The 26,277-nt window shown below is 43.6% G+C and carries 20 protein-coding genes and 1 tRNA gene; 10 read left to right on the top strand and 11 right to left on the bottom strand.

Translation table 11 applies throughout. The features are described 5' to 3' along the window. Positions 1-40: 40 nt before the first annotated feature. Positions 41-847 (bottom strand): sulfite exporter TauE/SafE family protein, encoded by an 807-nt coding sequence (locus J8Z23_RS23985; RefSeq protein ID WP_176319595.1) that lies wholly within the window; start codon positions 845-847, stop codon positions 41-43. Positions 848-969: 122 nt separating this feature from the next. Between J8Z23_RS23985 and J8Z23_RS23990 the strand changes: the two genes are divergently transcribed. Both J8Z23_RS23990 and J8Z23_RS23995 read left to right on the top strand, forming a co-directional pair. After that, on the top strand, positions 970-1,764 hold the full coding sequence (locus tag J8Z23_RS23990) for an AraC family transcriptional regulator (protein WP_434635522.1): 795 nt from the start codon (positions 970-972) through the stop codon (positions 1,762-1,764). A 331-nt stretch (positions 1,765-2,095) separates the two neighbouring features. Beyond that, a complete protein-coding gene (locus J8Z23_RS23995) occupies positions 2,096-3,346 on the top strand; it encodes a DEAD/DEAH box helicase (protein ID WP_434635523.1) in 1,251 nt (416 codons plus the stop codon). Between the two features lie 150 nt (positions 3,347-3,496). Here the strand turns inward: J8Z23_RS23995 and J8Z23_RS24000 are convergent, their stop codons facing one another. Further along, the gene (locus tag J8Z23_RS24000; RefSeq protein WP_005391068.1) at positions 3,497-3,910 is read right to left on the bottom strand and encodes a VF530 family DNA-binding protein; all 414 of its coding nucleotides are present in this window, start codon (positions 3,908-3,910) and stop codon (positions 3,497-3,499) included. A gap of 487 nt (positions 3,911-4,397) precedes the next feature. Between J8Z23_RS24000 and J8Z23_RS24005 the strand changes: the two genes are divergently transcribed. Further along, a complete protein-coding gene (locus J8Z23_RS24005; RefSeq protein ID WP_182035728.1) occupies positions 4,398-5,855 on the top strand; it encodes a DUF3360 domain-containing protein in 1,458 nt (485 codons plus the stop codon). A 196-nt stretch (positions 5,856-6,051) separates the two neighbouring features. On the opposite strand, the gene trpB is transcribed toward J8Z23_RS24005, so the two are convergent. From trpB to J8Z23_RS24025, 4 genes are all read right to left on the bottom strand, one after another. After that, positions 6,052-7,275 (bottom strand): tryptophan synthase subunit beta, encoded by a 1,224-nt coding sequence (gene trpB, locus J8Z23_RS24010; RefSeq protein WP_258679905.1) that lies wholly within the window; start codon positions 7,273-7,275, stop codon positions 6,052-6,054. 401 nt (positions 7,276-7,676) lie between these two features. Next, complete coding sequence (gene rnr / locus J8Z23_RS24015) at positions 7,677-9,923, bottom strand: ribonuclease R (protein ID WP_434635524.1); 2,247 nt, start codon at positions 9,921-9,923, stop codon at positions 7,677-7,679. Between the two features lie 294 nt (positions 9,924-10,217). Then, positions 10,218-10,430 carry a cold-shock protein gene (locus tag J8Z23_RS24020; RefSeq protein ID WP_434635525.1) on the bottom strand — a complete coding sequence of 71 codons (213 nt, stop codon included), beginning with the start codon at positions 10,428-10,430 and terminating at the stop codon, positions 10,218-10,220. Between the two features lie 307 nt (positions 10,431-10,737). Next, positions 10,738-10,986, bottom strand: a complete 249-nt coding sequence (locus J8Z23_RS24025) for a hypothetical protein (RefSeq protein ID WP_005375646.1) — start codon at positions 10,984-10,986, stop codon at positions 10,738-10,740. Positions 10,987-11,273: 287 nt separating this feature from the next. Between J8Z23_RS24025 and pcp the strand changes: the two genes are divergently transcribed. The 4 genes from pcp to J8Z23_RS24045 all read left to right on the top strand — a co-directional run bounded on the left by pcp (position 11,274) and on the right by J8Z23_RS24045 (position 14,886). Beyond that, the gene (pcp, locus tag J8Z23_RS24030; protein WP_085343607.1) at positions 11,274-11,912 is read left to right on the top strand and encodes a pyroglutamyl-peptidase I; all 639 of its coding nucleotides are present in this window, start codon (positions 11,274-11,276) and stop codon (positions 11,910-11,912) included. A gap of 197 nt (positions 11,913-12,109) precedes the next feature. Continuing rightward, a complete protein-coding gene (locus J8Z23_RS24035; protein ID WP_005391057.1) occupies positions 12,110-12,373 on the top strand; it encodes a hypothetical protein in 264 nt (87 codons plus the stop codon). 63 nt (positions 12,374-12,436) lie between these two features. Continuing rightward, the gene (locus J8Z23_RS24040; protein WP_199804426.1) at positions 12,437-13,423 is read left to right on the top strand and encodes a CobW family GTP-binding protein; all 987 of its coding nucleotides are present in this window, start codon (positions 12,437-12,439) and stop codon (positions 13,421-13,423) included. A gap of 170 nt (positions 13,424-13,593) precedes the next feature. Then, complete coding sequence (locus J8Z23_RS24045) at positions 13,594-14,886, top strand: DEAD/DEAH box helicase (RefSeq protein WP_005386186.1); 1,293 nt, start codon at positions 13,594-13,596, stop codon at positions 14,884-14,886. 64 nt (positions 14,887-14,950) lie between these two features. On the opposite strand, the gene J8Z23_RS24050 is transcribed toward J8Z23_RS24045, so the two are convergent. From J8Z23_RS24050 to J8Z23_RS24060, 3 genes are all read right to left on the bottom strand, one after another. After that, positions 14,951-17,977: a DUF6701 domain-containing protein gene (locus J8Z23_RS24050; protein WP_434635526.1), complete on the bottom strand. Its 3,027-nt coding sequence runs from the start codon at positions 17,975-17,977 to the stop codon at positions 14,951-14,953. A 307-nt stretch (positions 17,978-18,284) separates the two neighbouring features. After that, positions 18,285-19,124 carry an arginase family protein gene (locus tag J8Z23_RS24055; RefSeq protein WP_005391051.1) on the bottom strand — a complete coding sequence of 280 codons (840 nt, stop codon included), beginning with the start codon at positions 19,122-19,124 and terminating at the stop codon, positions 18,285-18,287. 6 nt (positions 19,125-19,130) lie between these two features. Further along, a complete protein-coding gene (locus tag J8Z23_RS24060) occupies positions 19,131-19,865 on the bottom strand; it encodes an IclR family transcriptional regulator (RefSeq protein ID WP_005391048.1) in 735 nt (244 codons plus the stop codon). Positions 19,866-20,213: 348 nt separating this feature from the next. On the opposite strand from J8Z23_RS24060, the gene J8Z23_RS24065 reads away from it, so the two are divergent. Continuing rightward, a complete protein-coding gene (locus J8Z23_RS24065; protein WP_301659228.1) occupies positions 20,214-21,686 on the top strand; it encodes an EAL domain-containing protein in 1,473 nt (490 codons plus the stop codon). Here the strand turns inward: J8Z23_RS24065 and modF are convergent. Then, positions 21,674-23,128: a molybdate ABC transporter ATP-binding protein ModF gene (gene modF, locus J8Z23_RS24070; RefSeq protein ID WP_434635528.1), complete on the bottom strand. Its 1,455-nt coding sequence runs from the start codon at positions 23,126-23,128 to the stop codon at positions 21,674-21,676. The genes J8Z23_RS24065 and modF overlap by 13 nt on opposite strands. A gap of 284 nt (positions 23,129-23,412) precedes the next feature. On the opposite strand from modF, the gene J8Z23_RS24075 reads away from it, so the two are divergent. Then, positions 23,413-24,963 (top strand): methyl-accepting chemotaxis protein, encoded by a 1,551-nt coding sequence (locus tag J8Z23_RS24075; protein WP_301659226.1) that lies wholly within the window; start codon positions 23,413-23,415, stop codon positions 24,961-24,963. A 162-nt stretch (positions 24,964-25,125) separates the two neighbouring features. On the opposite strand, the gene J8Z23_RS24080 is transcribed toward J8Z23_RS24075, so the two are convergent. After that, positions 25,126-25,216 (bottom strand) — tRNA-Ser (locus tag J8Z23_RS24080). A gap of 329 nt (positions 25,217-25,545) precedes the next feature. On the opposite strand from J8Z23_RS24080, the gene J8Z23_RS24085 reads away from it, so the two are divergent. Next, positions 25,546-26,226: a MaoC family dehydratase gene (locus J8Z23_RS24085; RefSeq protein ID WP_114322926.1), complete on the top strand. Its 681-nt coding sequence runs from the start codon at positions 25,546-25,548 to the stop codon at positions 26,224-26,226. The last annotated feature ends 51 nt before the right edge of the window (positions 26,227-26,277 follow it).

Consider the following 26,277-nt stretch of genomic DNA (forward strand, 5'->3'; position numbering starts at 1 on the left):
CAACATATTGCAAGACATACTGATGACTGTATTACTTGCCTTAATTAAGTACTTGTACCAGCATTTTAAAACTCAGAAGAACACACAAAATACCAACGATTTTCTTAAGAACTTTATTTGGGAAATACTCTGCGCAACGCACGCCAAGGCTAGTAGTTAAGTAGCTGCTAATGGAGAAGCTGATCATTGCAGGAAGATATATGTATCCTAATACTAAGTTGTTCCAATCTGTATTTTCCCACCCGTTTAACATGTAACCGAGGCTTCCTGATAGCGCGATAGGGAAACCTATCGCAGCAGAGGTGCCAATAGCACGTTTTACCTCAAAATTTTGCTGGACAAGATAGGGGATGATCAAGCCCGCACCGCTTATAGAGACAAGTGCTGATACAGAGCCAATCACCGAGCCTACAGTGATATTACCGATAGCCCCATGTGGGTTCGGGTTGTACTCATTTTCAGTGTTGCGAAACATCTTATAAGCTACATACAACATGAATACGCTGAAAAAACCTGCCAGATAGATCCCCTGTAGATACGATGCTACGAATGTGGCGCAAAATGTTCCGACTAGAACTCCGCTCAACATTTTTACTACCATTGTCGAGTCTACATTCTCTTTTCTGTAGTGAGCGCGCATGCTGCCCAATGTTGTAATAATCATTGAAGCCATTGATGTCCCTAACGCAAGATGGACCACTTCTGTATCAGCTATTCCCTGTAGTGAAAACAGAAACGCAAAAATAGGGACGGCCATTCCACCACCACCCACACCAACGAGTCCAGCGAGAAAGCCAATGCCTAAGCCTGCTGTAATGTAATAGATAATAAAGATAGGTTCGTTCATGATGGTTCTGCCTTCGATAAAATTGTCGTTGCTAAAATGTTACTCGAACGCTAACTTGCTATGGTAACGTTAAGAGGACAGAAAATAATGAATAATGGCCAAAATGGAATTGAGTAAATAAAGTGACAAACTCTGACTACAGCGAATGGAAAAATGGCGCCGCGTTGATCGCTAAGGAGTGGCAGCATGAAAGGAGCGACTTCAACCATTTGGATCAACGGCCACATAATTGGCACAGTCATCATCGAGGCCAGCTACTGTGTATAGATGAAGGGCTAATTCAGGTCAAAACCGATGAAGGAACGTGGATACTACCCCCTCACCGAGCTGGTTGGATCCCCCCGGGTGCGATGCACAGTGTTTATTTTTGTGGTTCTCTGAAAGGTCGTTCATTACTGTTTACTCCAGAGAGTTGTGAGCGGTTTCCAATGAGACCTTGTGTGATCCAAATGAGCGATGTGTTGAAAGCCCTATCGGTTAGAGCATCGATATGGAGCAAAACAGACGATCTATCCATACAGTCTTTACGTATTCTTGCCGTAATATCCGATGAAATCGTCAATAGCCCTCATGAGTCACTCCACATCCCACTGCCCAGAGATCCGAGACTGCAAAAAGTTACTCAAGCGATTTTAATAGACCCAAACAGCAAACATTCTGTGGAGCATTGGGCAAAGATCGGGGCAGTCTCATCTCGGACATTAAGACGATTGATTCGAAGTGAGTTAAACATGAGTTTTAGTGAATGGCGGCAACAAGCACTGCTAATACATTCGTTAGAAATGATGGCTCGCAGAGAGTCCGTAGGAGCGGTTGCACATGCTTTGGGTTATTCGACGCCCAGTAACTTTATCGCTATGTTTCGTCGGGTCTATGGTGATTCACCCACGCGTTACTTTTCGAGTCGTGGCATATAGTTGCCAAGAGCTTACCTAAATTAGGTTCGTTTTTATGTACTGAGGTTTTACATACATTTACTCACCCAACATAAGCAAGTGCTTCTAGCTTCTTTCTGCCCAAATGAGCTGAAATCAATTTCGAAGTGGATAATTGGTTCGTCGCGAACGCTACCACCGTGAGTCGTAGAGCCTTGGTTATCGAAACCATTAACTCATGTTAGTGAAAGGAAATTCCTGCTCCCTACAGTGCTTCTCTCACCAGTCTTCTGTTTGGCTCATTATCGCTAACATCCAGACGCGAAATAGCATAAGATACACGGCCTTTACTAGCACTGAGCCACTCATCGTAATGACAGATAAAACACAGCAAGCGACATTTGCCGATCTTGGCCTGATTCCAACCTTAGTCGAGCGACTAGAAGCGTTAGAATACAGCCAACCGACGCCCATTCAATCTCATACCATTCCTTATATCCTTGAAGGGAAAGATATTGTTGGCGGTGCCAATACGGGCTCTGGTAAAACCGCTGCTTTTTCGCTGCCAATTCTGCAAAAAATTGTTCAGCAAGACGAAACAAATCATCGCCGTGGTAACTTCGTTTCTCACCTGATTTTAGTTCCAACTCGTGAGCTGGCATCACAGGTGGCATACAACGTCAAATCTTACTCATACCATCTTAGAGATAAGATCAAAACGGTTGCCGTATTTGGTGGTGTATCGGTGAACCCACAAATGCTAGCGCTTCGTGGTGGCTGTGACATTATCGTAGCTACGCCGGGTCGATTACTTGATCTGGTATCCAGTAACGCGATTAAGTTGGACCAAGTAAAAACGCTCGTGCTCGATGAAGCTGACCGTATGTTGAGCCTCGGATTTACCGAAGAACTCAATAAGATTCTTGCGTTACTGCCAGAGAAGAAACAGACGCTGCTATTTTCTGCTACTTTCCCTGATAAAGTCACGACGCTGTCTCAGCACTTGCTCCGCGACCCTGTTGAAGTTCAGTTGCAGAGCGCAGAAGCCAGCACTTTGGTGCAACGCGTGTTTAGTGTAAATAAAGGTGAGAAAACGGCGGTACTCGCGCACTTAATCAAACAGCATCAGTGGCGACAGACTTTGATTTTTGTGAATGCTAAGAATGCCTGTAACCATTTAGCTCAAAAGCTGTCAAAACGCGGTATTACTGCTGAAGTTTTCCATGGTGATAAAGGGCAGGGCGCTCGTACTCGTGTCCTTGACGGTTTTAAGTCTGGCGAGATTCAAGTTCTTATTGCTACCGATATCGCAGCACGTGGCCTTGATATTGAAAAGCTGCCAGTGGTGATTAACTTCGATCTTCCACGTAGTCCTGCTGACTATATGCATCGAATCGGTCGTAGTGGTCGTGCTGGTGAAGTGGGTCTAGGGTTATCTCTTATCGATTACGATGACTATCACCATTTCAAAGTGATAGAAAAGAAAAATAAGTTCCAACTTGAACGTGAGCAGGTAGAGGGCTTTGAAGTGGAAGACGACCAAAGTGAAGCCTACTTTTTACCGATGAAGCCGCGTGCAAAGCCAGCAGGTACAGGGAAAAAGAAGAAAAAGCGTCATCAATAGAAAACGTAAACTACATGTGAGTTTACTTATGGGAGGCGCTGGAGAAGGGGGCGCACTAGCTTGAGTATTCTCTTCTAGCTATTTCTTTAAAGAACAATAGAGCCTTGCTGGAGCCACCAGTAGGGCTCTATTGCTTTTCAAGGTTATGTACTATCGACGCGTCGGACGTCCACGAGGTGAACGTTTTTTAAATGCGGATGCAGCTTTAGCTTGTGACTTGAGGATAGAGTCAACGGTTAGCGGCATTGGCTCTTTAGGTTCAAGACCATGAGGGAAAGTACGAGCTCTCGGTGGTAAATCATATTCTTCTTCACTTGCGCGTGGCATGCGCTTAAAGCGATAAAGGTAAAAGTTTTCTAATTTTTCTCTCGCCCATTCGGTCTTCTTTAAATACTTCACACTACTTGCAATCGAAGGCTTAGTGTTAAAGCAATTAAAGCGCATTGCTGTATCTAGAATGTCCCAGCCATAAAAATCCACCAACTCTTGCAACATAGTTTCTAGCTTTAACCCGTGCAGTGGGTTATTTCGTTGCAGTTCGATTCTTTCTTCGTCAGTCATCATTTTAGGGGCCTTACTCATCAAAGGGTGGAGTTTAGCAAAGTATACATTACAGAGATATCTATAGTTAGGCAGCGATAGTTTGGATTGCAACTCGATTGGATGTTGTTAGTGCGTACTTGCATGAGCCAAATTAACCAATTACCTGTGTGAATACGGATATGTTTTTTCTACCTTGAAAAGCACAGGTGGAGTTGCGACTGTTCCTCTTCTTGAATTGCTGTTCAAAAACTCTCACTAAAGATCAGCGTACTCTAATGTAATGTTAAATCTTTGTGTAATAAGTGAGATTTTTGTTGTTCTTTTACTAATGTCTAATATTCCTACCGATAGCAATACATGCTTAATAGGTTCAAATCAAAAATTAGCCATACCACTTTCTTGGTGTGGCCTCGATGTTTGATGTGGGTGTTGTCTCGTATTGGTCTGTATACCAAGCGAAACTCTAGTTGGCATAGTTCAACGTTGAAATATAACAAAGGATAGCTCAATGTCTGACTCAAGTAAGACCTTTTACAGGGATGTGCGCAAAAAACCGCATGAATTTGAAAGTCGTGAAGACTTTCTAAACCATGATTTAACCATCATGAGCTTTCGTCGCTGGGGTATTCATTTGCCATCACGTGATTACAGTATTGAAATCGAAGACTGGGTGCCTGCATTAGCCGCAACCATTGGTAAAGTGGTGATGGTCACCGCCATGGTTGCTGCATTTGCTGCTCAGTTCGGTTTATCTCCGGAGTTCGTTGCAGAAAATGTGCGTTACGAATTGCTTATCGCGGGTGCTTTGTTCGTTATTTTGTTTTCTGCCATCCTAAACCCGAACGCAAACTTAGCCGGTACCCACGGCCCAATGATACCGCTGATTCCCATGATTGCTGCCGCAGGAGGGCATCCTCTGGCGCTTGGCTTGATGGTATGTGCTTTTGGCTTAATTCTCGCTTTGACTAAAGGCGGTTCTAAACTCATGACCTTGACTGGCATTGGGGTTCGAGGAGGGTTATTGATCTACCTAGGTGCTGTTGGGTTGCTCGGACAGATTAATAAGACTGAGGCGTGGGCTGCAAGTACAGACCAAGGTTACATTTCGTTTGTGGTCATAGGCCTAACCGTTATGGTTTATGCCTACCTAGCTAAGATCAACAAGCGTTGGTTGGCAATTCCACTGTGTTCTGCACTCGCAGGTATTGTTGCTTATGTGATGGGAGCTGAGTTTGCTTTTACCACAGAGCCGGGCCTGCCTAATTTCAGTCCATTCTATTGGTGGGGTGAAGATACAGGCTGGCAGCTAGGCTGGCCAACCCTAGAGCACTTTATTGCCGTGACTCCATTTGCGCTACTGGCAGTCGCTATGTGGTCCCCTGATTATCTCGGCCATCGTGTGTTTCAAGAACTTAACTACCCAAAAGAAGCAAAAGGCGTACTCATGGATGTCGACGACACGATGGTCGGAGCGTCTGTTCGTCAGGGAGTTGGCTCACTATTAGGTGGCGGAAACCTAGCTTCTTCTTGGGGAACGTACATGATTCCAGCCGCAATTGCCAAACGTCCTATTCCAGGTGGCGCACTGTTAACGGGTTTCATGTGTATTGCCGCCGCGGTAATTGGTTACCCTATGGATCTAGCGATGTGGGAACCTGTTTTGCGCGTTGCTTTGATTGTCGGTGTATTCTTACCACTTCTTGAGGCGGGAATGCAGATGATCCACAAGCATAAAGATTCACTCAGTGCCGGTATCTGTATTTTTGCCTGTGCATTCGTTAATCCAGTCTTTGGCTGGGCAATCACGATGCTGCTGGATAACCTTGGACTTATCGGCGACCATGAGCGTGCCAACGAACTCTCGCGGAAAGATAAATACCTGATTCCTGGCACTGCATTTATCGTTTGTGCAGGTTCGCTTGCTGTCGTTGGTCAGCTTCCGGGCATTCCTGCTCTGATCGGTTAATCGAATTACGCTCTAAAGGCATAGTTGGAGTGGTGAGTAAGAGGGCTTTCTCAAGCTATGCCTATTTCTCAAAAGTAAAAGGTTTGGACTGTGTAGTTAAGCCTTCAAAGCGCATGTAGGGAAAGCAAGGCTCAAACAAAAAGCTACCTAGTAATAGGTAGCTTTTTGTATAGACATTTAGCCTACGAAGTCGTGACTAAATAATTGATTCAATGCCATATTTTTCGCCGTAGTGTTCAACGACAAAATCAATGTCTTTGTCACCGCGACCGGATAAGTTGATCAGAATTGAGCCAGTTTCTCCTTGCTTCGCGAGTTTAATCGCGTAAGCGACAGCATGTGCGGATTCAATCGCTGGAATAATCCCCTCTTCGCGAGACAGTTCAAAGAATGCATCAATCGCTTCGTCATCGGTGATTGAGCCGTAATTGACACGGCCAATGTCTTTTAAGTAACTATGCTGAGGCCCAACCGATGGGTAATCCAAGCCACTTGCTACAGAGTACACTTCTTGAGGTTCGCCTTGCGCATCTTTGAGCATGTAAGACTTAAATCCGTGCATAATACCTGGCTCACCGAGTGTGAGTGTTGCAGCATGCTCGCCAATCTTTTGCAAAGAGCGGCCCGCGGGCTCGACGCCGTGAATGGCGACTTGTTCATCGTCTAAGAAAGCAGTAAATAGCCCCATCGCGTTAGAACCACCTCCAACGCATGCGACGAGATTATTGGGTAACTTGCCTGTCATTTCTTTGAATTGAACTCGTGCTTCGTTACCGATAATTGATTGGAAATCTCGTACCATTTTAGGGAATGGGTGAGGGCCAACGACAGAGCCTATCGCATAAAGTTGTGTGTCAGGATCTTTTAGGTAGGCTTCGAAGGCAGAATCAACCGCTTCTTTGAGAGTTTTGCGCCCGTGAGTAGCAGGGATGACATTGGCACCAAGGATTCTCATACGGACGACATTCGGGTGCTCTTTGGCAATATCAACTTCACCCATGTAAATATCGCACTTTAAGCCGACCAGTGCGGCGGCTGTCGCAAGCGCGACCCCATGTTGCCCTGCGCCAGTTTCAGCAATCAGTTTCTTCTTACCCATCTTTTTAGCGAGAATGGCTTCTCCTAAGCAGTGGTTAATTTTATGTGCGCCTGTATGGTTTAAGTCTTCGCGCTTTAGGTAGATGTCTGCTCCGTATTTCTTAGACAAGTTTTCCGCATGGAAGATTGGGCTAGGTCGTCCAACAAAGTGCTTATACAGGCGAGCAAGCTCCGCTTTAAATTCAGGATCTTTGCTGCATTCCTCATAAGCTGCGTTGATATCACGCATGATTTGTTCAAGCTCCGGTGGCACGAAGCTACCACCGTATTCACCAAAGTATCCTTCTTCATTGGGCATGGTGAGATCAAACGAGTTTTTCATTATTTACATCCTAGTTAACGAAAGTATTGATACTTTTATACCCAAAATTTAGAAGTGGTTGTGTGATCAGTTGCTTAAATCAGAATTCGCGATCTAGTGAACTAGTTAAAAAGTACAATTTGTGTGGTTGGTAACGGGTTGGGTACAACATAAGGTGGGGTTTAAGAGGCGCAAAAAAGCCCCGAGAGATCCTAGGCTGTCATAAGAACCTCTCGAGGCAAACAGAGTGTTGGAAATACACTCTGCGATGGTGTCTGGAAACAAAAGTTAGATTCGTTTCCTTTGCCAGATATTAGGGTTTTAGAATGAGCTGATGTCAGCGAAATGTCACAAGTTAATCGCGGTATCTAAAGCTTATTTTTTATTTTTGAACAATGGGTTAGAAAATAGACTACAACAGACTAACCTACCGTGTGTTCTGCATCTTTTAAATTGAACATGATCTTTCTTTGTTTCGAATCGACGTCTTTAACCAACACGTGCACTTTAGTCCCTAAAGTAAACGTGGTGCTCTGGCTAGAAATTTTTTGTTTGACTGCATCAAATTCGAACTCACCATTTTGGAAACTTGATAAAGGAATGAGACCTTCGATCCGGTTTTCCTCTAACTCAACAAATACTCCGAAGTGTGTGACTCCAGACACCGTCCCCATGAAGTGTTGCCCGATAAATGGCTTCATGTAATGACATTTCAGTGCTGACTCAACCTCTCGACTCACTTCATCTGCCTGACGAGATTGATGCGAACAGTGCACGCTCAGTTGCTCGATTACTTTTGTATCGTAAGGGTAGTTGTTCGCAGCACCTGTCAATTGACGAATAGGTTTTAGTTTCATGAGCAGACTGCGTAGCTTGCCTGTTTTTTGCTCTCGAAGTTTAGCGCGAATGGCGCGGTGAACGAGTAAGTCTGGGTAACGACGAATTGGCGAAGTAAAGTGTGCGTATGCGTCATAGGCTAAACCGAAGTGACCCATATTCTTCGGCGAATACTCGGCTTGACTCTGAGAACGTAGCAGTAGGGTACGAATCACATCACACTCATCTAAATCTCGTACTTGTTCCAGTAATGCGTTGTAGTCATGAGAAGTTGGTTTATCACCACCCGCAAGCGTTAGCCCTTTGTCTGCAAGCATCATTCTTAATGAGGACAGTTTTTTCATCTGAGGACCAGAGTGCACGCGGTATAAGCTCGGTATTTTTTGTTGCTGCAAAAATTGAGCGGTGGCAACGTTGGCACACAGCATGAATTCTTCGATCATTCGGTGGGCATCATTTCGAACTACAGGAACAATGGACGCGATTTTCTTTTTATTGTTTAACGTGAATGAGAGCTCTTGCGTGTCAAAATCAATAGCACCACGGACTTGACGTTGACCAGATAGGTTCAAATACAAGCAATGGAGATTCACCAGATGTTGTTTAATGTTTTGCTTTGGGTTCTTACCTTGGTATTTTTTTGCTTCCGTTGATTGGGAAACAATGCGGTAAGCTTCGTTATAAGTTAAACGAGCATGCGAGTGAATGATCCCTTCAGAAAACTCTGAATCTAGCATGTTACCTTCGTCGTCAAAGGTCATCTCACATACCATAACCAATCGGTCTTCATTCGGGTTAAGCGAGCACAAACCGTTAGATAATGTTTCTGGTAGCATTGGTACAACGTATCCGGGAAAGTAAACGGACGTTGCACGAGATTGCGCCTCAAGATCTAAATGGTCGTTTGGCTGAACGTAGTGAGATACGTCTGCAATCGCAACGAATAACTTCCAATGCCCATTGTCCATTTGGTATGCGTAAACGGCATCATCAAAGTCTTTCGCGTCGTCCCCATCGATAGTGACGAACGGTAAATCTCGATAATCCACTCGGGACGTTTTGTCTTTTTCTTCTACGTGATTGCCAAATGCGGAAGCAGCGTGAAGAACTTCATCATCCCAATGGTCATTGATGCCATGTCGACGTAACGCCAATTTAACTTCAATCCCTGCTTCTCCCGGACGCCCTAATACTTCCGCCACTTCAACTGTTGTTGATTGTCTGTGATCTGGATAGGCAGTGACTTTACAATGAACGAGTTTACCGGCACTTTTGGTGATAAGATCATTTGGTGTGACATGAATGGTTTGAGTCAGTTTCGCGCTTTCTGGCACTAGATAGAAGTTCGAACCTTTTCTCTTTAACAAGCCCACGATGTGGGTTGTTTTTCGTTCCACTATTTTGATGAAACGATGATTTGAGCGTCCTTGATGCTGAGCATTGCCTTTCAGAACCAGTACGATATCGCCATCAAACACATGAGTAAGTTGGTGTTTAGGTAAGAAAAGGTCTTTTTCATTACTGTCGTAAGTGACAAAACCAAAGCCGTCTGCGTGAATGCTGACCTTTCCAGAAACCAAAGCGGTTTGATCGACTTTTTTATAACCACGGCGATGCGTGAAAATCAACTGTCCATCGCGCTCCATAGCGCGTAAACGTTTTTTTAAAGCGTCTTTTTGTGGTTTCTCATCTAAGCCAGTAGAGCGAGAAATTTGCTCGTGACTTAAGTGATTTTTGACTTTATCGAATAGGCTAAGGATAACGTCTCGGCTAGGGATAATGTGCTCGTAATTATTAGAATTTATTGATTGTGCGGATATATTTAATTTCATTTTTTTCTCTTATATTCGCCAATCGCTTTTATTTTATAAACTTTATTTATATGAGCAAAGCATGAGGCGAAGTGATTCAGATATGAATCAGATTAATTTAATTCCAAACTGGAATTGCAAGGTAGGTAGTGTGATTACCTAAAGATGTATACCAAAGTGACTTTATTGAAAGTGATTAATGACGGTGTGGGAGAGGTAAGTGATTTGGGTATATAAACTTAGATAGAGAATAGTAAGGGCGGCAATAAGTGGAAGGGGATGGTGGCACCAACAACGTTGATGCCACACAAAGAATTACAGTGCAGTTACTTCAGCAGCTTGTAAACCTTTGTTACCTTGTTCAACAACGAACGATACTTTTTGGCCTTCAGTAAGAGTTTTGAAGCCTTCAGAAACAATAGAACGGAAGTGAACGAATACGTCATCACCACCATTGTCTTGAGAAATAAAACCAAAACCTTTAGTTTCGTTGAGCCATTTTACTGAACCAGTTAATTTATTAGACATAGATACCTCTATATTTGATTGTATTAAATATTGAATTTTTAGCTAATATCAAGTGCTACTATATGATTTTAGAGATAACTATTTTGTCGCAGGAACGTAAACGAGGAATTCGATGTGGAACTGAGAGAAACTTTGATCTTTAATTACATTAATAGCTCTTTCCGTAAGAGCTGATGTGCAGTATACCGACAAAATTAATAAAGGCTAGCCTTTTCTTTTTTTACTTTTTAAGTACACCAAGCGCATTGCTTTCAAAGCATACGCTTAGTGTATAAGACGGTATGGTGTTATAGATGGTGCTGAGCGCTTAGTGTTTTCTGGTTGGGCCGTTACGAACGATGTCTTTACCATTGTCATATACGTGCTGCGAAACCCAGCGGCCAAGGAGCAATTGGTGCTTTTCTCCTAATACGGCAACAAATGGACGGCCATCGGTATTAGAGGTGGCTAGCGCAACGCCAGTGACACCTTCAAGACCCAGAGCGCCGCTTTCTACTAAATGCAGAAATGCCTCTAATTCTTCAATCGTTTCGATTACATGGTTATCAATATTCATTGTATTCAATCTCTTCGAATTGCATTGCGGTCGCGTACTCTACCTAAGTTAAGCGTGGAAACCAAGTTTCTGCGTGAGTCATGTAATGAGAGAGCCTTGTCCTGCCATTAATTATCAATGGTTAGTCTCGATAGTCCGGAACTTGTCTAGATTCAATAAAGTGAAAACCCTCGCTGGTTAGACATGAGTCACATAATGTTGTCTGGCTTATGTCAACAATACTTTTGCTATTGGATGGGGTGAAGGGGAGTGCAATAATTTGTGAAACTCTTTTCCTAAAGGCTGTTATGAAGAAAGTCCTGATTACCGGTTTTGAACCTTTTGGTGGTGACGCCATTAACCCCGCCTTAGAAGCGGTCAAGCGATTAGAGGCTGCGGCAATAGAAGATGCCATGATCGTTACTTGCCCAGTTCCTGTGATTCGGTATGAGTCAGTGAATACCGTTATTGATGCAATAGAAGCGCACCAACCAGATTGTGTGATTACCGTTGGGCAAGCGGCTGGACGTGGCGCGATCACCCCAGAGCGTGTCGCAATTAATGTGGATGATTTTCGTATTCCAGATAACGCTGGTCATCAGCCGATTGATGATCCCGTAGTGGCTGACGGCCCAGATGCTTACTTCTCGACGCTGCCGATAAAGCGTATTGTTCAAACGCTGCAAAAGCAGGGGATACCTAGCCAGATTTCCAACAGTGCCGGAACATTTGTATGTAACCACCTTTTTTATGGCATCCAACATTATCTAAAAGACAAACCTATTCGTCATGGGTTTGTTCATATCCCATTATTGCCAGAACAAGCAGCAGATGGCAGTCAGCCTTCCATGTCTCTGGAGATGATAGTCGAAGGGCTAAGGCTGGTGGCTCAAGTTTGTATTGCCAATGAAAACGACATATTGGTCAGCGGCGGGTCGATTTGCTAGTAAGTGTTTTACAGTCCACTAAGTGTCTGAAAGCTAGTAATAAGTTCATCGTTTGATGTTGTAATAAATGTTAGCTTTGTCAAATTTCACAAGTAGCGAAAGGAGTAGCATTGAATAGTCAGGTTGGATGTTGTTCAAACTGGCACTTCCCTAATACAGGAGGTATTAGGGGCTACCCTTACGAAAGGCGAGTTATCATGAAAAGCAACAAAAGTAAGTCAATCGCACTTATCTCTGTCGTTGTTTTCGCATTGGCTATCGCTGCGCTTAAATTCGAAAACACGCTCGGAGTTCTTCCCATCGTAGTCGCTATTATCGCGTTTTTTACCTGCGTCATTTACACCAGTATGTATCTTTCTGATATGAAGCGTTCAGAGTTGATAAGTCACTCTGATCATTCTCAAAAAATGTGTACCCACGCATCACGCAATGAGCTTGATGAGCGCGATAAAAAGCGTTGAAGCGAGTCACATTCTCCGTATACTTTGCTGGAGCATTAATGCACTAACGTGTCGGAGATAAGCATGTCAAATCGAGTACCAACCAACATACTGACCGGATTTTTGGGTGTCGGTAAAACGACCACGATTTTAAATCTACTGAAGAACAAACCGGAAAACGAAAACTGGGCGGTTTTGGTCAATGAATTTGGTGAGATTGGCATCGACGGTGCATTGATGACCGACCAAGGTGCGCTGATTAAAGAAGTGCCGGGTGGCTGTATGTGTTGTACGGCGGGCGTGCCAATGTCGGTCGGTATTACCGCGTTACTGCGCCAAAAACCGGACCGTTTATTGATTGAGCCGACAGGCCTTGGTCATCCAAAACAGGTTATCGCGACGCTTACCTCAGAACAGTATGAACCTTACGTTGATCTAAAAGCGACGATCGCTCTGGTTGATCCGCGTAACTTAAGTGATGAAAAATATCTTTCTAACCAAAATTTCGTGGACCAGTTAGACAGCGCAGATGTGGTTATAGGCAGTAAGGTTGACCTTTGTACCAGTCACGACATTGATGTGTTTAATGACTGGGTGACGGACCAATCTCCCTCAAAAGTATTCAGTAAGCATATTCATGACGGTGAGTTACCGATAGAAGTCTTGGATATCGAACGGGTTTACGGCAGCGCTTCTTCCCATATCGAGTCACACCATCATGACCATGCTCACCAAGAGCCTCAATTCCAGTTGCCGCCTGGTGAAGCCTTTGTGCGCAAAGAGAACAAAGGGCAAGGGTATTTTAGTTGCGGGTGGTTGTTTGGGGCAGAGTACACGTTTGATTTTGATAAACTTTTCTCAATGCTTTCGGACTTAACGGCGGAACGTGTTAAAGCGGTGGTCAATACGGATCAGGGGTGTTACGCGTTTAATGTTGCAAACCGAGTCGTGTCGGTGAATGAAATCAGCTTAGAAGGGTTTGAATCACGATTAGAAGTGATAGATTCTCAGCTGTTGCCATGGGATGAGCTTGAGCAAATTCTCCTTCAGCTGTCTGGCATCAAGCGTTAAATCGAACAAATGTTAAACGGAAACGGTGAACCAGCAATCTGTCTGCGTTCGCCGTTTTTGCTTTTGTAGCGTTTCAATGAGAAAAGTGAGATAAATCACTCAAATTCGGGTATAGTGCACGGCTAAATTTTTAAAGCTATTTTTAGTGGTTTGTTTAAGGAATACGCTCAATGTCATTTTCATCTCAAGGTTTTGCGCCAGAAGTGGTTAAAGCACTGGCAGAATGCGGTTATGAAAAGTTAACGCCAATTCAACAGAAGGCGATTCCAATGGCTCGCAAAGGCCATGATATTTTCGCTACAGCACAAACAGGTACTGGTAAAACGGCTGCGTTTTCTCTGCCTATGATTCAGCAGTTGTTAGACAGTAACCGTAGCGCTTCTCGTAAGACTGCTCGTGCACTTATCTTGGCTCCCACTCGCGAGCTTGCTGAACAAATTGCTGACAACATCAAAGCTTATACGAAGTACACCAATCTGTCGGTGGCGGCGATTTTCGGTGGCCGTAAAATGTCTTCTCAGGTTGCGGCACTGGAAAATGGTGTTGATATCCTTGTGGCTACACCTGGTCGATTGGAAGAGCACATCGAACAAGGTAATGTCTCGGTGGCACACTTAGAGTTTTTGGTGTTTGATGAAGCAGACCGTATCTTGGATATGGGCTTTATTCATGCAGTTCGTAAGATCATGCTGGATGTGGATACAGACCCACAAATCATGATGTTTTCGGCAACGACTTCAAGCCAGCTAAATCTGTTAGCGAAAGACATTCTGCGTAAACCAAAACGTATCGAAGTAGAGCGTGCAAATACTACGGCACAAACAGTTGCTCACGTGCTATATCCAGTTGATCAAGAGCGAAAAACGGAACTGCTTTCAGAGCTAATTGGTCGCAAAAACTGGAAACAAGTGTTGGTATTTGTGAACTACAAAGAGACCGCAAACGAAGTGGTAAAAGAGCTGAAACTTGATGGTATCAAAGCGGTGGTTTGTCATGGTGACCGTGCTCAAAGTGCTCGTCGTCGTGCGCTAGAAGAGTTCAAGTCCGGTAAAGCACGTGTCATGGTGGCTACCGATGTCGCTGCTCGAGGTCTAGATATTGAAGACTTACCTCACGTTGTGAACTATGACATGCCTTTCCTAGCGGAAGATTACGTTCACCGAATTGGTCGTACGGGCCGTGCAGGTAAACAAGGTCATGCTGTTTCATTTGTAAATCGAGATGAAGAGCTCACGGTGGTTCAGGTTGAAAATCTAATCCAGCAACGCATTCGCCGTATTGAGCTTGCAGGCTATGAACCAAAACAGCGTGAATCTTACATTGAAAAGCTGCACTCAAAACCAGCATTCAAGAATCGTCAAGGTCGTCGTAATAATCCGAACCAGTCGGCAACAGACCAAGGGTCGGCAGAGCGTCGTCTTGCTATGGTGAAGCGCCTGAAAGCGCGTCGTGGCGCAAAGTAAATTACATCAGTTTGTGTAAAAAGAGCCCCTCAATTGAGGGGCTCTTTTCGTTTTCCGTTTCGCGTTAATTTAGGCCAAGCATATTGGGTTCACCACGATAAATAATGCGATCGTTTCCTCGGTGAATACCAAACGTAACAATGACGGGTGGGTTTTCCTCTTCACTTGTAGAGCTATCCCAGTCGTATTTCAGCCAAGGGATGCGATTGCCTGAGCTGTCTAAATCTAGGTGGAATTGTATTTGCTCGCGCGCTGAGTCAATTTGGCTTGCAACGATATCGGTCATTCTGCCAATACTCATCGTTCCAACGCCAGAAAGCAGGGCGTTGTTTGCTGGCGCATGCGACCAAATTGGCGTGCTGAAGTAATATTCACCATTCGCCGTTGTTGAGCTGTCATCGAAGTTAGTCGTAAATCGACCGTTTTGCCAAATTTCCACATCAAGTGGCACTTTGATCACCATGCCTTGGTTGCCACCCACATCTTGAAAGTTCAAACGACCGAATCGAATGTCCGGTTGTTGAGTGAGCACTTCGCTGTTATCAAAGAAATTTACCTCATCAACGGCTTTAGTCGTGACTATACCTATTTTGCTGCTGTCACTGTTAGTCCCATTATTAAATGGACCATCAGGGTATTGTTTATCGGTTGTGTTCTTTTTCCAACATGGGCTATTGTTACAAGTCGCATTGGTCGAGGGCTTCTCGATCACAAACGTTCCAACACTCGCGCTACCCAGTAGTTTCCAGTCTACCTTCTTAGGCTTAGGCGGCAAAAACCGTTCGGAGTATGAGCTTAGCTCGCCTAAGTCGAAATGTTGTTGAAGGTTAGATGAAAAGTGGACGTAGTTCTTCACGTTTTCCTTATTCGCATTGAGTGCGACAACATCGTAAGTGACTTTCTCAAAAGGTTGATTCATGTAAGCAAAAGTTTGGCCATGTGGGTAGTGCCATTCTTGGTCTTGCACTTGAAAATATTTTGGGTAAAAACGACCGACGTAACGATAGCCTTCGTTCACAGTCATACCTAGATATTTACTTGCTAAGTTTGCTTTTACTCTCAAGCTCCCGACTTCTTCCCAATATAATCCATTAAAGACGAATTGATCATTCTTGGCTGAATTATGCGCCTGAGCCAGTGAGTCACTACTTTGTAGCAATTTCGAGGTTTGGTTCGCTGTCTCTGATGGCGTATGTTGCTCACTCGACAAGACAACCGATGCCGCTGGAGAGTCATCAAGCATAAAATTACGAGTGATAGAAGCATCACAATAGCGTGTTGATTCAACAGAGCCACTTACAGAGCCGTCAGGTTGCCAAATGATGGGCTTCACTGTTAGAGAGAAAAGTTCTCCGGCAGCAAGAAACCCTTCTCCTTGTTCAGAGGTGCCAGAAGGCAAAGCACGTTGGTTGTCACAGATAGCCAGTGTCCATGGTCGCGAGTACACATTAAATGTTCCTTTCACTTCCACTTTGCCTTCTTCTGGGCACTCTTCAAATCCCTCACATTCAAAATGATCGGATAATGTCACTTCAAATATGCCGGACTCGTTCGTGATAAGACCATGCTCAGACAAGCCGTCTTTAAATTCCGCTGAATAGCTAAAGTTTCCTTCACTTCCTCCTAATGGTTGAACCAATGGATGAAAAACCTTAGGAGTGCCATTGTAGTTGCTTGCCACTACAGGTTCGCCGGTGGAGGCACAAGCCAGCAATCGCGTATGCACGTTTTCTGGTTTACCTGCAATAACGCGTATTTCATTTAAAGTGGCGCTTTTCGTCTTTGAGTAGGCCTCAAACATAAATGGCGTAAACATAAAGCTAACCGTTTGATGCTTGCTGGTGTCTTCTGCCATAGTGAAAGTCAGCGTGTAGTTAGTACCTAACGCGATGGTATCAATATCGTTCGGGACCACTCGAACAACGAGCTCACCATTGTCGTCAGACATAAATTGGTTTGCTTTTAATGTCTGCTGACCTTTGATCACCTCTAAAGTGAACAAGTCAGGGTGTGATAGGGCAGCACTGACTTCTGCGCTTACAACTTCTCCATTATTGGTTGTTGTTGCTGTAAATTGCGGAAGATCGGCGCCGCACATCAGTGCCATATCGTCCGATGGTGTGACGCTTAGGTCGAAGTCGTTCTCTGATGGAGGTTGCATGCTGCAATTCGGAACATCTTGAGGGGTGATCGGACAGACCTGAGAGGAGTAGTGACAATCGGTGTCGCCCAATCCACAGTATTGCGTGTATTTGTTGTCTTGTGCTTTCGTTTGTGCACTTCCTGGCGTTTGTTGGATTTCACCACAAACTTGACTTGGCTGATTTGGAGCGTTATTGAAGTTCAATGTTTGGAAGTATTTAATTGCTGTAGTAGAGCCATAGAACGAACCGTTCAATGCGGCAGATGCTCCTTTAGTCTGAGTAGTGCCGTAAACCGCCATGTCATCAATAAGCAGAGAACTGTGCGCCACAATGTCACCGACGACGAAATGTCGTTGGAAAGGGTTCTTCGTCTTGAGATGCAATTGATGGCCTTTTGATTCAATGGTGCCACAAACGTTAGCGTTGAATATATCGGTCGTACTGTGAGTCAAAATGTCACCAATAATGGTGTTGTACTCACCATCAATATGAAGGGCCTCTCCTGTTAGCTCTATATCCCCATCGATGAGAACGTTATTCAGCTTTGTTGGGTAAGCCGATAGAAGATCACCATAGATAACCGTGTGCTTGTTTTGGTAATCGTCAATGCTTGAAGCTTTCTCATTGTTAACCGTTAATCCGGTTGCGAGTGCGTGTAGAGAGATACGCTTATTGAGTTCACCAATCGTATTGTTCCCCTCTAACACAATGCCATGAGCTGCTTCTAGCGTTATCTCTTTTTCCGGTAATGAGGAGACAATTTTGTCACCTGCGGGTAGGACTAGTTTCCCTGTACAGTGATAAGTCGTACCATCACTTCCGATACTAAAGCTCTTGTGTGAGCAAAGTTGACCTAACTCAGATAGATCTTTGACGTCATAAGTGGTGGCGTGTGAGGCTAGCGGTAAAACAAGAACCGCAGCGAAAATACTGCAAAGACGCATCATCAAATGTCCTAAAAAAGTGGAACAAGATGGCATCAAGCGAGCGTGAGCAAATGCTCACAGAAGTTGAAATGTCGGCGGTGTTTTGGGTTTTTAATCCGCTTACTTATTGAACTTTGGCTATTTTTATTTCGTATGTCATACCAAAGCTTAGTGGCGTTATTAGAACGTAAGTATGAGATTAGTTCAATAGCTAAGTGTGACATGAGTCGCTTTATTCATGTAACTATTTGTTGATAAAAGATAATAATTAACCATGTTGATTCAGAACCAGTAGCTTGAGCGTCCTGATTCTGAACCGAACTTAATCCTAGGCTGCGTGAACAATGAGTGGGGCCATTTGATATAACTCTTCTAGTATGGCTTTCGTTTGTCTCGAATAGACCAGACGATCGCGATCGCCAACGAGTTGAATGGCTCTGACTTTACCTGCAACCAGGCATTGCCTAATGGTGCGTAGAACCATTTGGATATCAATTTCTGAGGTACCATCAAGGCTGTTTTTGGTTTTTAGGGAGCCAAGGTCGATACTGAGGATTATTTGGTCGCAATGGTCGAGGTAATTGCCGATCAACTGCTTTACATTATTGCGATGACGAAAAGAAAACTCTTTATCGGTTACCCAGTCACAACCTTGATCCTCCGCGTATTCCCACGTTTCTTGCTTTGTATCTTGTTCGCTAACACCAGCAAAAAATAATCGCACGTTTTGATAGCGAGAAAGAGCAAAATGGAATGCGGAGCCTAAACGTGGTTCAAGTGTCGGCTTCAAGTTCATGTCATGTCCAATATTTACCACACCCACTTCGTCTCGATAAGACACGACCACAGGTAACATGGACAAGATTGCCTCGGTACAGTTGGTCACTAAAACGGGAATAGAATGACGAGAAAGCGAAAGACTTAACGCCTCCTGAAACTCGCCATTTTCCAGCTTGTCGTGGTTGAAGTGACCAAAGTTTTCAGCGGTTTCATGATCATGCTGTTGGTATAGCCAATCACTAGCATTTTCCAAACTTTGATCAGCTAATTCAAACGCGCCCTTAGACATGGGTGGCAAATACTCACACACTGTCATAAAAGAAAAAGGGTAATGCTGCGGCTGTTTCACGGTGTGGTGGAGTTTATAGCGTTTGAAAAAGCTTAACATGATGAATTACCTTTCTGGTGGTAGTGCCCTTGCCGCTTGCAACACATGCAAAATAATGCGCTGCTTATCCTTTTCGACTCGGTGGGCCGGAGCCATCACCGAGACCGCGCCGATCAGTTTGCTTCCTTTCATCACTGGTGCACTGATGCCAGAAACACCCGGGTCAATTTCTGAAGTACTGACGGCATATCCGTGTTTACGGATGGTTGTGAGCTCTTGTTCCCATTCGTCTCGTCGGTGATCTTGATTAAAGTATCTCAAGATTTTCTCGCATCGACTTTGAGGCATAAAAGCGAGCATCACTTTAGATGAGGCACCACGTAGCAGAGGTTGACTTTGACCCTGGACGAAGCTGCAACGTAGCGCCTGCATACTTTCTTTTTGTCTGACACAAAGCGCGCGATACCCTGCAGGTACCATATAAGCGGCCATTTCCCCTGTTTGTTGTACCAACCGAGCCAGTATGGTTTCGACCATATCTAACCCATGCTGTGCGGTCTCATAGCTATGCATGAGCAGCAATGCTGCCGGGCCAACGACAAATGTCTTGTCGTGTACGCTTTCTTCAATCAAGTTCCACTCTTTGAGCAGCTTCAAGTGTCGGTAGAGACTGCTCAAAGGAACGTTCAATTGCTCGCTTAGCGTTTTCGCAGAGACTGGGAATGGACTAACTGCAACTTGCATTAACAACTGCAGTGCTTTTTCGTTTACCTGATTCGCATTAGCTTTGTTTGTCGTCATGAGAGTGTTGTAACGTGTTATATGAATTACGACAAATATAATTCTTAATCACTGAGAAAAGAAAAATAATTTTAATGGGTAATTCTCGTAGAGTGAGAATTTGACGACTGAGGGCTTACCTCGGTACCGATAGGCTCAAAAATGATGTCGTATTGACGTCTCAGGTTTGAGTCGTTTGATGCTAAATTGGAACAGGAGGGATTAAGGCATTGTTTAGTTTGCGGTATTACTAAGTGTTTCGCATACTGAGTTAATCTAAATAAATAATATTATAAACGAGAGTTGCTAGTGGGTATCAGAATCCAGATACCATCTCAGTAAATCGGTTTTATAAAAGGTTACTTTTATATGCTGAATAAGGCGCTTTTTAAAAAAGCCATCATTTTTTTGTTGCCCATTCCTTTGATTGTTGGCGAGGTCTTGTATTTAGCTCGTGAAAGCGTGCAAAACAACCTCAATCATCTATTAGAAAAAAACGTTCAAATCGCAGACGAAATTTTATTCCAAATAGAGACCGAAAACCGCACGGCTTTGTTGCATCCTAGACGATGTGAAGAGCTTCAGCAAAACTTGATGTTTGAACGAGATATCGAAGAAATGCTGATTGTAAAAGATGGGATCATTACGTGTTCTTCTAAACTGGGCGTAATTTCTAAGCCGTTAGCCGAGCACATTACATTTCCTGAGGGACAAGCGTTAGCACTGGGAAACGTGGATAGTGTATATGACCAATTTTTGCTCGTCGTGACCGAAGGAGAGCGAGGTTATGAAGCGGTGACGATTATTGATCATGACTACTTTAATGCGAAGATAGGATTTAATAACGATTTACGTTTAAAACGCTCTGCCTTATTTATCCATGACAAAGTTGCACCTGAAGAAGCGTTGAGAACGGGAAGTAATCCTATTGGCATCAAATCGTCGCAAATGTTTGAGTATGAAGCTTTGAGTGAAGCTAGCGATCTGTTCGTCAAACAGAGAACACTTTCCTATTTTTTGTATTCAATTCCAATCATTTTTGTTATCTATCTTTGCTTATATGCGTTAAATAAATTTATCGATCCTCATCGAAGCTTGGTCCTGGATTTAAAGAAAGCCATAAAGAAAGGCGAGTTGACTCTGTATTACCAGCCCCAGATTAACGTCGATACTGGTCAACTATTTGGTTTTGAAGCCCTAGTGCGATGGGAACATCAGAATAAAGGGTTCATTTCTCCTGATGAGTTTGTGCCAGCGGCGGAGCAAAGTGGATTGGTCTTTTTGCTCACGGATTACGTTCTCGATAAAGCGGCAGAAGACTTTAGTAAATTAGACTTTAATCAGTCTGTTCACCTTGGTATTAATGTGCCGCCCGGTTACTTAGTTGGGCCAAACGCGATTAGAAAGATTCAACTCATTGATAGGAAGTTAAGTCGAAATAACGTCTCATTAGGCATAGAGATAACAGAACGTCAACTCATTGATGCTGAAGCCAGAAAGTGTATCGCAGCGCTGCGAGTACATGGCATTGATGTGTTAATCGACGATTTTGGTACCGGTCAAACCTCGCTGGCGTTTCTGCAGCACATGCGTATTGATTACCTAAAAATCGATAAATGTTTTGTCGAAACTATTGGTATACCTAGCCTTAGTGCTTCTGTTTTAAAAGCTATTGTTCACTTTGCGGAAGAGCTGAAAGTACAACTCATCGCTGAAGGTGTAGAAACAACGGCGCAAGCCGACCATTTGAAAAAGATGGGAGTGCGATATCATCAAGGATATTTTTACTCCAAGCCTTTACCTTATGATCAACTTGCTCAGCGAAGTCATTATGATTGGTAAACGTTAGCCCGATAACATTGGTCATTGTCATCAAAAACAAACTCTAACTCATTCTTGATGCTATCCAAGCGGTCTTCTTGGTAATGAGATACATACAATAGCTGGCTTAAATTCTCTCGGGCGATGAGCTCAAGTGTATTCTTAACTAAACGCCTACCAAGAAAATCTAACCCTTGATATGGCTCGTCCAAAATCAGTAATGTTGGTTGTTTAACGATGGCTCTTGCAATCAACAACAGGCGCTGTTGACCATACTCTAATTGCTTGAATGAGGTTTTTCGGTATTGGCTCATATGTAGGATGTCGAGCCATTCGTTTGCGATGTCCACTTCTTTACGAGTGGGTTGGTTATACAACCCTATGGAGTCGTAAAAACCGGACAAAATCACGTCTAGCGCACTGCAGTTAACGCGGTATTGAAGGTGTAACGCTGAAGATACCATACCTATGTGCTGCTTAATTTCCCAGATTGTCTCGCCAGACCCTCGCTTTTTACCAAAGATATCAATGTCATTGCTGTAGCACTGAGGATGATCACCAAAGATTAACCCAAGCAAGGTGCTCTTCCCACAGCCATTTGGGCCTTTGATCTGCCAATGCTGACCTTTGTCTATTCGCCAGTTTAAGTCAGTAAAGATCTTCTTATCAGTGTATTCAACAGTCCCATTTGTTAGTTTAAATATTGGGTTGTCGAAGTGTGTCGAGTGCTTATGCTGACGTATCAAGCTCATCATTTCTTCACTCTGTTGCTCGGACTGAGATTTAAGTTGTTCAATGATTGGATGATTATCCCAACTGGATTTATCCATTGTACTGTCCAGCTTTCCCGCACTGAAAAGCGCAACGCGATCAATCCACTCAGGTATATCAGACTCGCGAGAAAACGTGACCAGCAGCTGTACGGTTTGAGAAAGCGAGTGTAAATAGTGAGCGAGAGCTGCTCGATGGGCGATATCTAAACCAGTAAATGGGTTATCTAGCAGTAACAAATCAGGCTGTGTTGCTAAAGCGCGAGCTAGCATCACTCGTCTTGTTTCCCCTGTAGAGAGAACACGAAAGCCACTGTGTTTAAGGTGAGTTAGGTCGAGGTCGGTAATCAGCTGATCTATTAAATTAGAGTCTTGGCTGCGCTCCTGAATGAGTGAGTAAACGGTACTGCCTTGATCGATACGATCAAGAAAGTCTGTATCGTCCTTTTCTAATTCTCTTTCCAGTAATCGCTGTTGCTCTGATAACGACACTTGAGCAACGGACAGCCCATCAAGCTCAAGTTTTCCGCTTATTGGTGAAAGTTCACCACAAATAAGGTCTCCAAGTAGAGAACCAATATCCCCATCCGCGCTGAATATTCCCCAAGATTGCTGAGTGTCTATTTTCCAATCGTCAATAAATAGGTGAGCCGTGTTCCCTTGAGCGGCAAGTTGACTAAAACGAATAGTCATATGTTTGTCTTCCTTGTTTTCATTGTAATCGTTAATTTATAACAATTTACGAACTCAGTAAGGAAGCGCTTTTGTGTATTAATTTTAATCAATGCAGCATCTTGTGAGCACTCAAGGGTAGTGCTATTTGAGAGTGAAACCGCCACTATGTTTGCAGGTAATAAATTGACCTATCAGTAATTTCATTGAATTTTACAATGAGCTTATCATTATGCGCATAAATGTTATGCTGCTACACTCATACTTGCCGTTTATTTAATTAATCAATGTAAGGACACATGTTTATGAGTGAAACGGAATATGATTACCCTTCGAGTTACAGCCTAGTTTCTATCACCGATACGTCCAGCTATATCAAATATGCCAGTGAAAACTTTAATGAAGTCGCGGGGTTTGATGATGGTGAACTTATCGGTAAGCCTCACAATGTTGTACGCCACCCCGACATGCCGAAACAGGCTTTTAAAGATTTATGGACTCACCTGCAAACTGGAAAGCACTGGATGGGAATGGTGAAAAACCGACGTAAAAACGGAGGGTATTATTGGGTTGATGCGTTTGCTTCTCCTATCAAATCCAATGGTGAAGTTGTTGAGTACCAATCGGTTCGATTTAAACCTGAGCGTATACACGTTCAACGAGCGGAAAAAGCGTATTCAAAACTTCGGAATAACGGTAAACCATTGCAAATGTATCTTCCCCGTACGCGTTTGTGGATGAGAGCAGCCTTCTTTCTTTTCATTTCCAACCTTCTTGGCTTGCTAACTCTACAAATGAACCAATCACCAGCGGTGGCCTTTGGCATTGCTGCATTACTTTCCGTTTTCTCAATTTATGTATTAACAAGGCCAGTTGAGAAGCTTGCTAGACAGGCTAGGCAAGACTTCAACAATCCGCTAATGGAGTATATTTATTGCGGAAAAATTAACGATCTGGCTGAAATTGAGCTGGGTATGAAGATGCGTAAGCAATTTGCAGATGCGCTATTAGGGCGAGTCGGGGTGTCTGTAAAAGACTCTTGCGAAGAAACGCGTGCAAGTGCCAACAGTGCTGCGACTAATAGCCAGCAAGTGACGGAAAACTTGAGTGCACAGAAAGTAGAGATCGACTCGGTCGCTACAGCGGTCAACGAGATGCAAGCCTCATCATCTGAGATATCAAATAATGCTCAAGCGACGGCCGATGCTACGCTAGAAGCGCAGAACACGATGACAGATAGCCGTAGCGTTATCGATAATGTTAACCACTCGGTACTAGAGCTGGTGGATGAGCTCGGCGAAATCTCTAAAGTGGTCATGCGTTTGAACCAACAAACCGAGCAAATAGGAACCGTTGTTGAAGTGATCAATGATATTGCTGAACAAACCAACTTATTAGCGTTGAATGCAGCAATTGAAGCGGCGAGGGCAGGCGAACAAGGGAGAGGGTTTGCAGTCGTTGCGGATGAAGTGAGAACCCTTGCTAAAAGAACACAGGAATCGACAACAGAAATTAAAGCGGCCATTGAAGGGATTCAAAAGGGCAGTAAATCAGCGGTTTCTGCGCTAGAGAAAGGCAATGAAATGTCGACCGGAACGGTAACATTATTAGGCACGGCTTTAGAGAGCATCCAACAGCTGCAATCTCTCGTTCAGGATGTAGTCGAGCGAAATCAACAAATTGCGGTAGCGATAGAAGAACAGGTTTACGTAACGGATGAGATTAACGAAAACATCCAGTCGCTTAACTTAAAGTACAGTGAATCGTATGAACTGATGACTGAAACGAATCATATGAACACCAAAGTGCAAAATTGCACCAATGACCTATCTGAAATGATTAAGAAGTTTGCTTAAACACTAGAAAATAGAAATAAAGAGCCCGCTGATTTTTAGCGGGCTCTTTATTGGAATGTGGTGAAGTTCTGGGGCCGTATACGACTAGGGGGTCGAACCTCCGTCATTTTACAAGCGCTAAAACGACGAAAGCTCGCAATAAATGCGAGCTTTCTAAATAAGTGGCGGAGAGATAGGGATTTGAACCCTAGATACGCTATTAACGTATGCCGGTTTTCAAGACCGGTGCTTTCAACCACTCAGCCATCTCTCCGTTGCGGAACGTATAATAGGGAGCATAGTCCGGCTTGTAAAGTGCTGAATTATAATAGAAGTACTGTTTGCTCGTTTTATAGTCGCTGATGTGATGTTAAACAGTTTGAAAATGGGGTAAAAAAGAGACAAATAGTAGCAATTTATAGAGTTTTTACTTTATCTTGGCGCAAGTCAATAAAATGGTGTTTTATTGTTATCTTCATGATATTTAAGAAATAACTTGCTTTTAGGGTACATGTGTTCGCCCGAAAGTATTTGCAAGACTTTGTGAACTAATTCAAAATTAACTGGTATAGCCAGTTGTGCTTAAATTTTTTAAGGGTGTTTATGAAGGTCACAAATCTATTTAAAGACAAAGTTGATGCGATTTCTGCTCATCAATCCGAGTTTATGAATTGGATGTCTCCAACGTTACGCGATTATTGGAGTGACTTTTTGGGAAAAGCTCAGAATAGCTTTCTTTTCTCAAAAGTTCGTGATCACCAACAGCCAGCTGTTAACGAAGAGGTTGCGCCTCAACCTACACCAATCGTAATGGCACCTGAGGCTCAAAAGCTGTATGACGAGTTAAGTGAAAAAATTGGTGAAGTGATTCACATTGGTGACTGGGTGCATGTATCTCAAGAACGTATCAATCAATTTGGTGCGGTAACGGAAGACATGCAGTGGATTCACACAGATCCAGAACGTGCGTCAGTTGAATCTCCATTTAAGACAACCATCGCTCATGGCTTTTTAACATTAGCATTGTTGCCTAAATTGACTGACTCAGTGGACCCTGATAAGCCAATGTTCCCAACAGCCAAAATGGTCGTTAACTTAGGCTTAAACCAAGTTCGTTTCCCTTACCCTGTTAAAGCAGGAAACAACGTTCGTGCTGTCAGCACGTTAACAAAAGTAACGCCGATCAAAAAAGGTTTGGAGATCGAGCGTGAAATTAAAGTGGAAATCGAAGGTATTCGTCGACCTGGTGCTGTTGTCGTTTCTGTTATTCAACTGCATTTCTAATTCCAGAGCCAGATAGAAAACATATAAAAAGAGAGCATTAATATGCTCTCT

The organism is Vibrio sp. SCSIO 43086 (assembly GCF_051132235.1).
Classification (GTDB): Bacteria; Pseudomonadota; Gammaproteobacteria; order Enterobacterales; family Vibrionaceae; genus Vibrio; species Vibrio diabolicus.

Coding starts and splice junctions, on each gene's coding strand:
- J8Z23_RS23985 (WP_176319595.1), bottom strand. CDS start 847: ATGAACGAACCTATCTTTATTATCTATTACATTACAGCAGGCTTAGGC.
- J8Z23_RS23995 (WP_434635523.1), top strand. CDS start 2,096: ATGACAGATAAAACACAGCAAGCGACATTTGCCGATCTTGGCCTGATT.
- J8Z23_RS24000 (WP_005391068.1), bottom strand. CDS start 3,910: ATGATGACTGACGAAGAAAGAATCGAACTGCAACGAAATAACCCACTG.
- J8Z23_RS24005 (WP_182035728.1), top strand. CDS start 4,398: ATGTCTGACTCAAGTAAGACCTTTTACAGGGATGTGCGCAAAAAACCG.
- trpB (WP_258679905.1), bottom strand. CDS start 7,275: ATGAAAAACTCGTTTGATCTCACCATGCCCAATGAAGAAGGATACTTT.
- rnr (WP_434635524.1), bottom strand. CDS start 9,923: ATGAAATTAAATATATCCGCACAATCAATAAATTCTAATAATTACGAG.
- J8Z23_RS24020 (WP_434635525.1), bottom strand. CDS start 10,430: ATGTCTAATAAATTAACTGGTTCAGTAAAATGGCTCAACGAAACTAAA.
- J8Z23_RS24025 (WP_005375646.1), bottom strand. CDS start 10,986: ATGAATATTGATAACCATGTAATCGAAACGATTGAAGAATTAGAGGCA.
- pcp (WP_085343607.1), top strand. CDS start 11,274: ATGAAGAAAGTCCTGATTACCGGTTTTGAACCTTTTGGTGGTGACGCC.
- J8Z23_RS24035 (WP_005391057.1), top strand. CDS start 12,110: ATGAAAAGCAACAAAAGTAAGTCAATCGCACTTATCTCTGTCGTTGTT.
- J8Z23_RS24040 (WP_199804426.1), top strand. CDS start 12,437: ATGTCAAATCGAGTACCAACCAACATACTGACCGGATTTTTGGGTGTC.
- J8Z23_RS24045 (WP_005386186.1), top strand. CDS start 13,594: ATGTCATTTTCATCTCAAGGTTTTGCGCCAGAAGTGGTTAAAGCACTG.
- J8Z23_RS24050 (WP_434635526.1), bottom strand. CDS start 17,977: ATGATGCGTCTTTGCAGTATTTTCGCTGCGGTTCTTGTTTTACCGCTA.
- J8Z23_RS24055 (WP_005391051.1), bottom strand. CDS start 19,124: ATGTTAAGCTTTTTCAAACGCTATAAACTCCACCACACCGTGAAACAG.
- J8Z23_RS24060 (WP_005391048.1), bottom strand. CDS start 19,865: ATGACGACAAACAAAGCTAATGCGAATCAGGTAAACGAAAAAGCACTG.
- J8Z23_RS24065 (WP_301659228.1), top strand. CDS start 20,214: ATGCTGAATAAGGCGCTTTTTAAAAAAGCCATCATTTTTTTGTTGCCC.
- modF (WP_434635528.1), bottom strand. CDS start 23,128: ATGACTATTCGTTTTAGTCAACTTGCCGCTCAAGGGAACACGGCTCAC.
- J8Z23_RS24075 (WP_301659226.1), top strand. CDS start 23,413: ATGAGTGAAACGGAATATGATTACCCTTCGAGTTACAGCCTAGTTTCT.
- J8Z23_RS24085 (WP_114322926.1), top strand. CDS start 25,546: ATGAAGGTCACAAATCTATTTAAAGACAAAGTTGATGCGATTTCTGCT.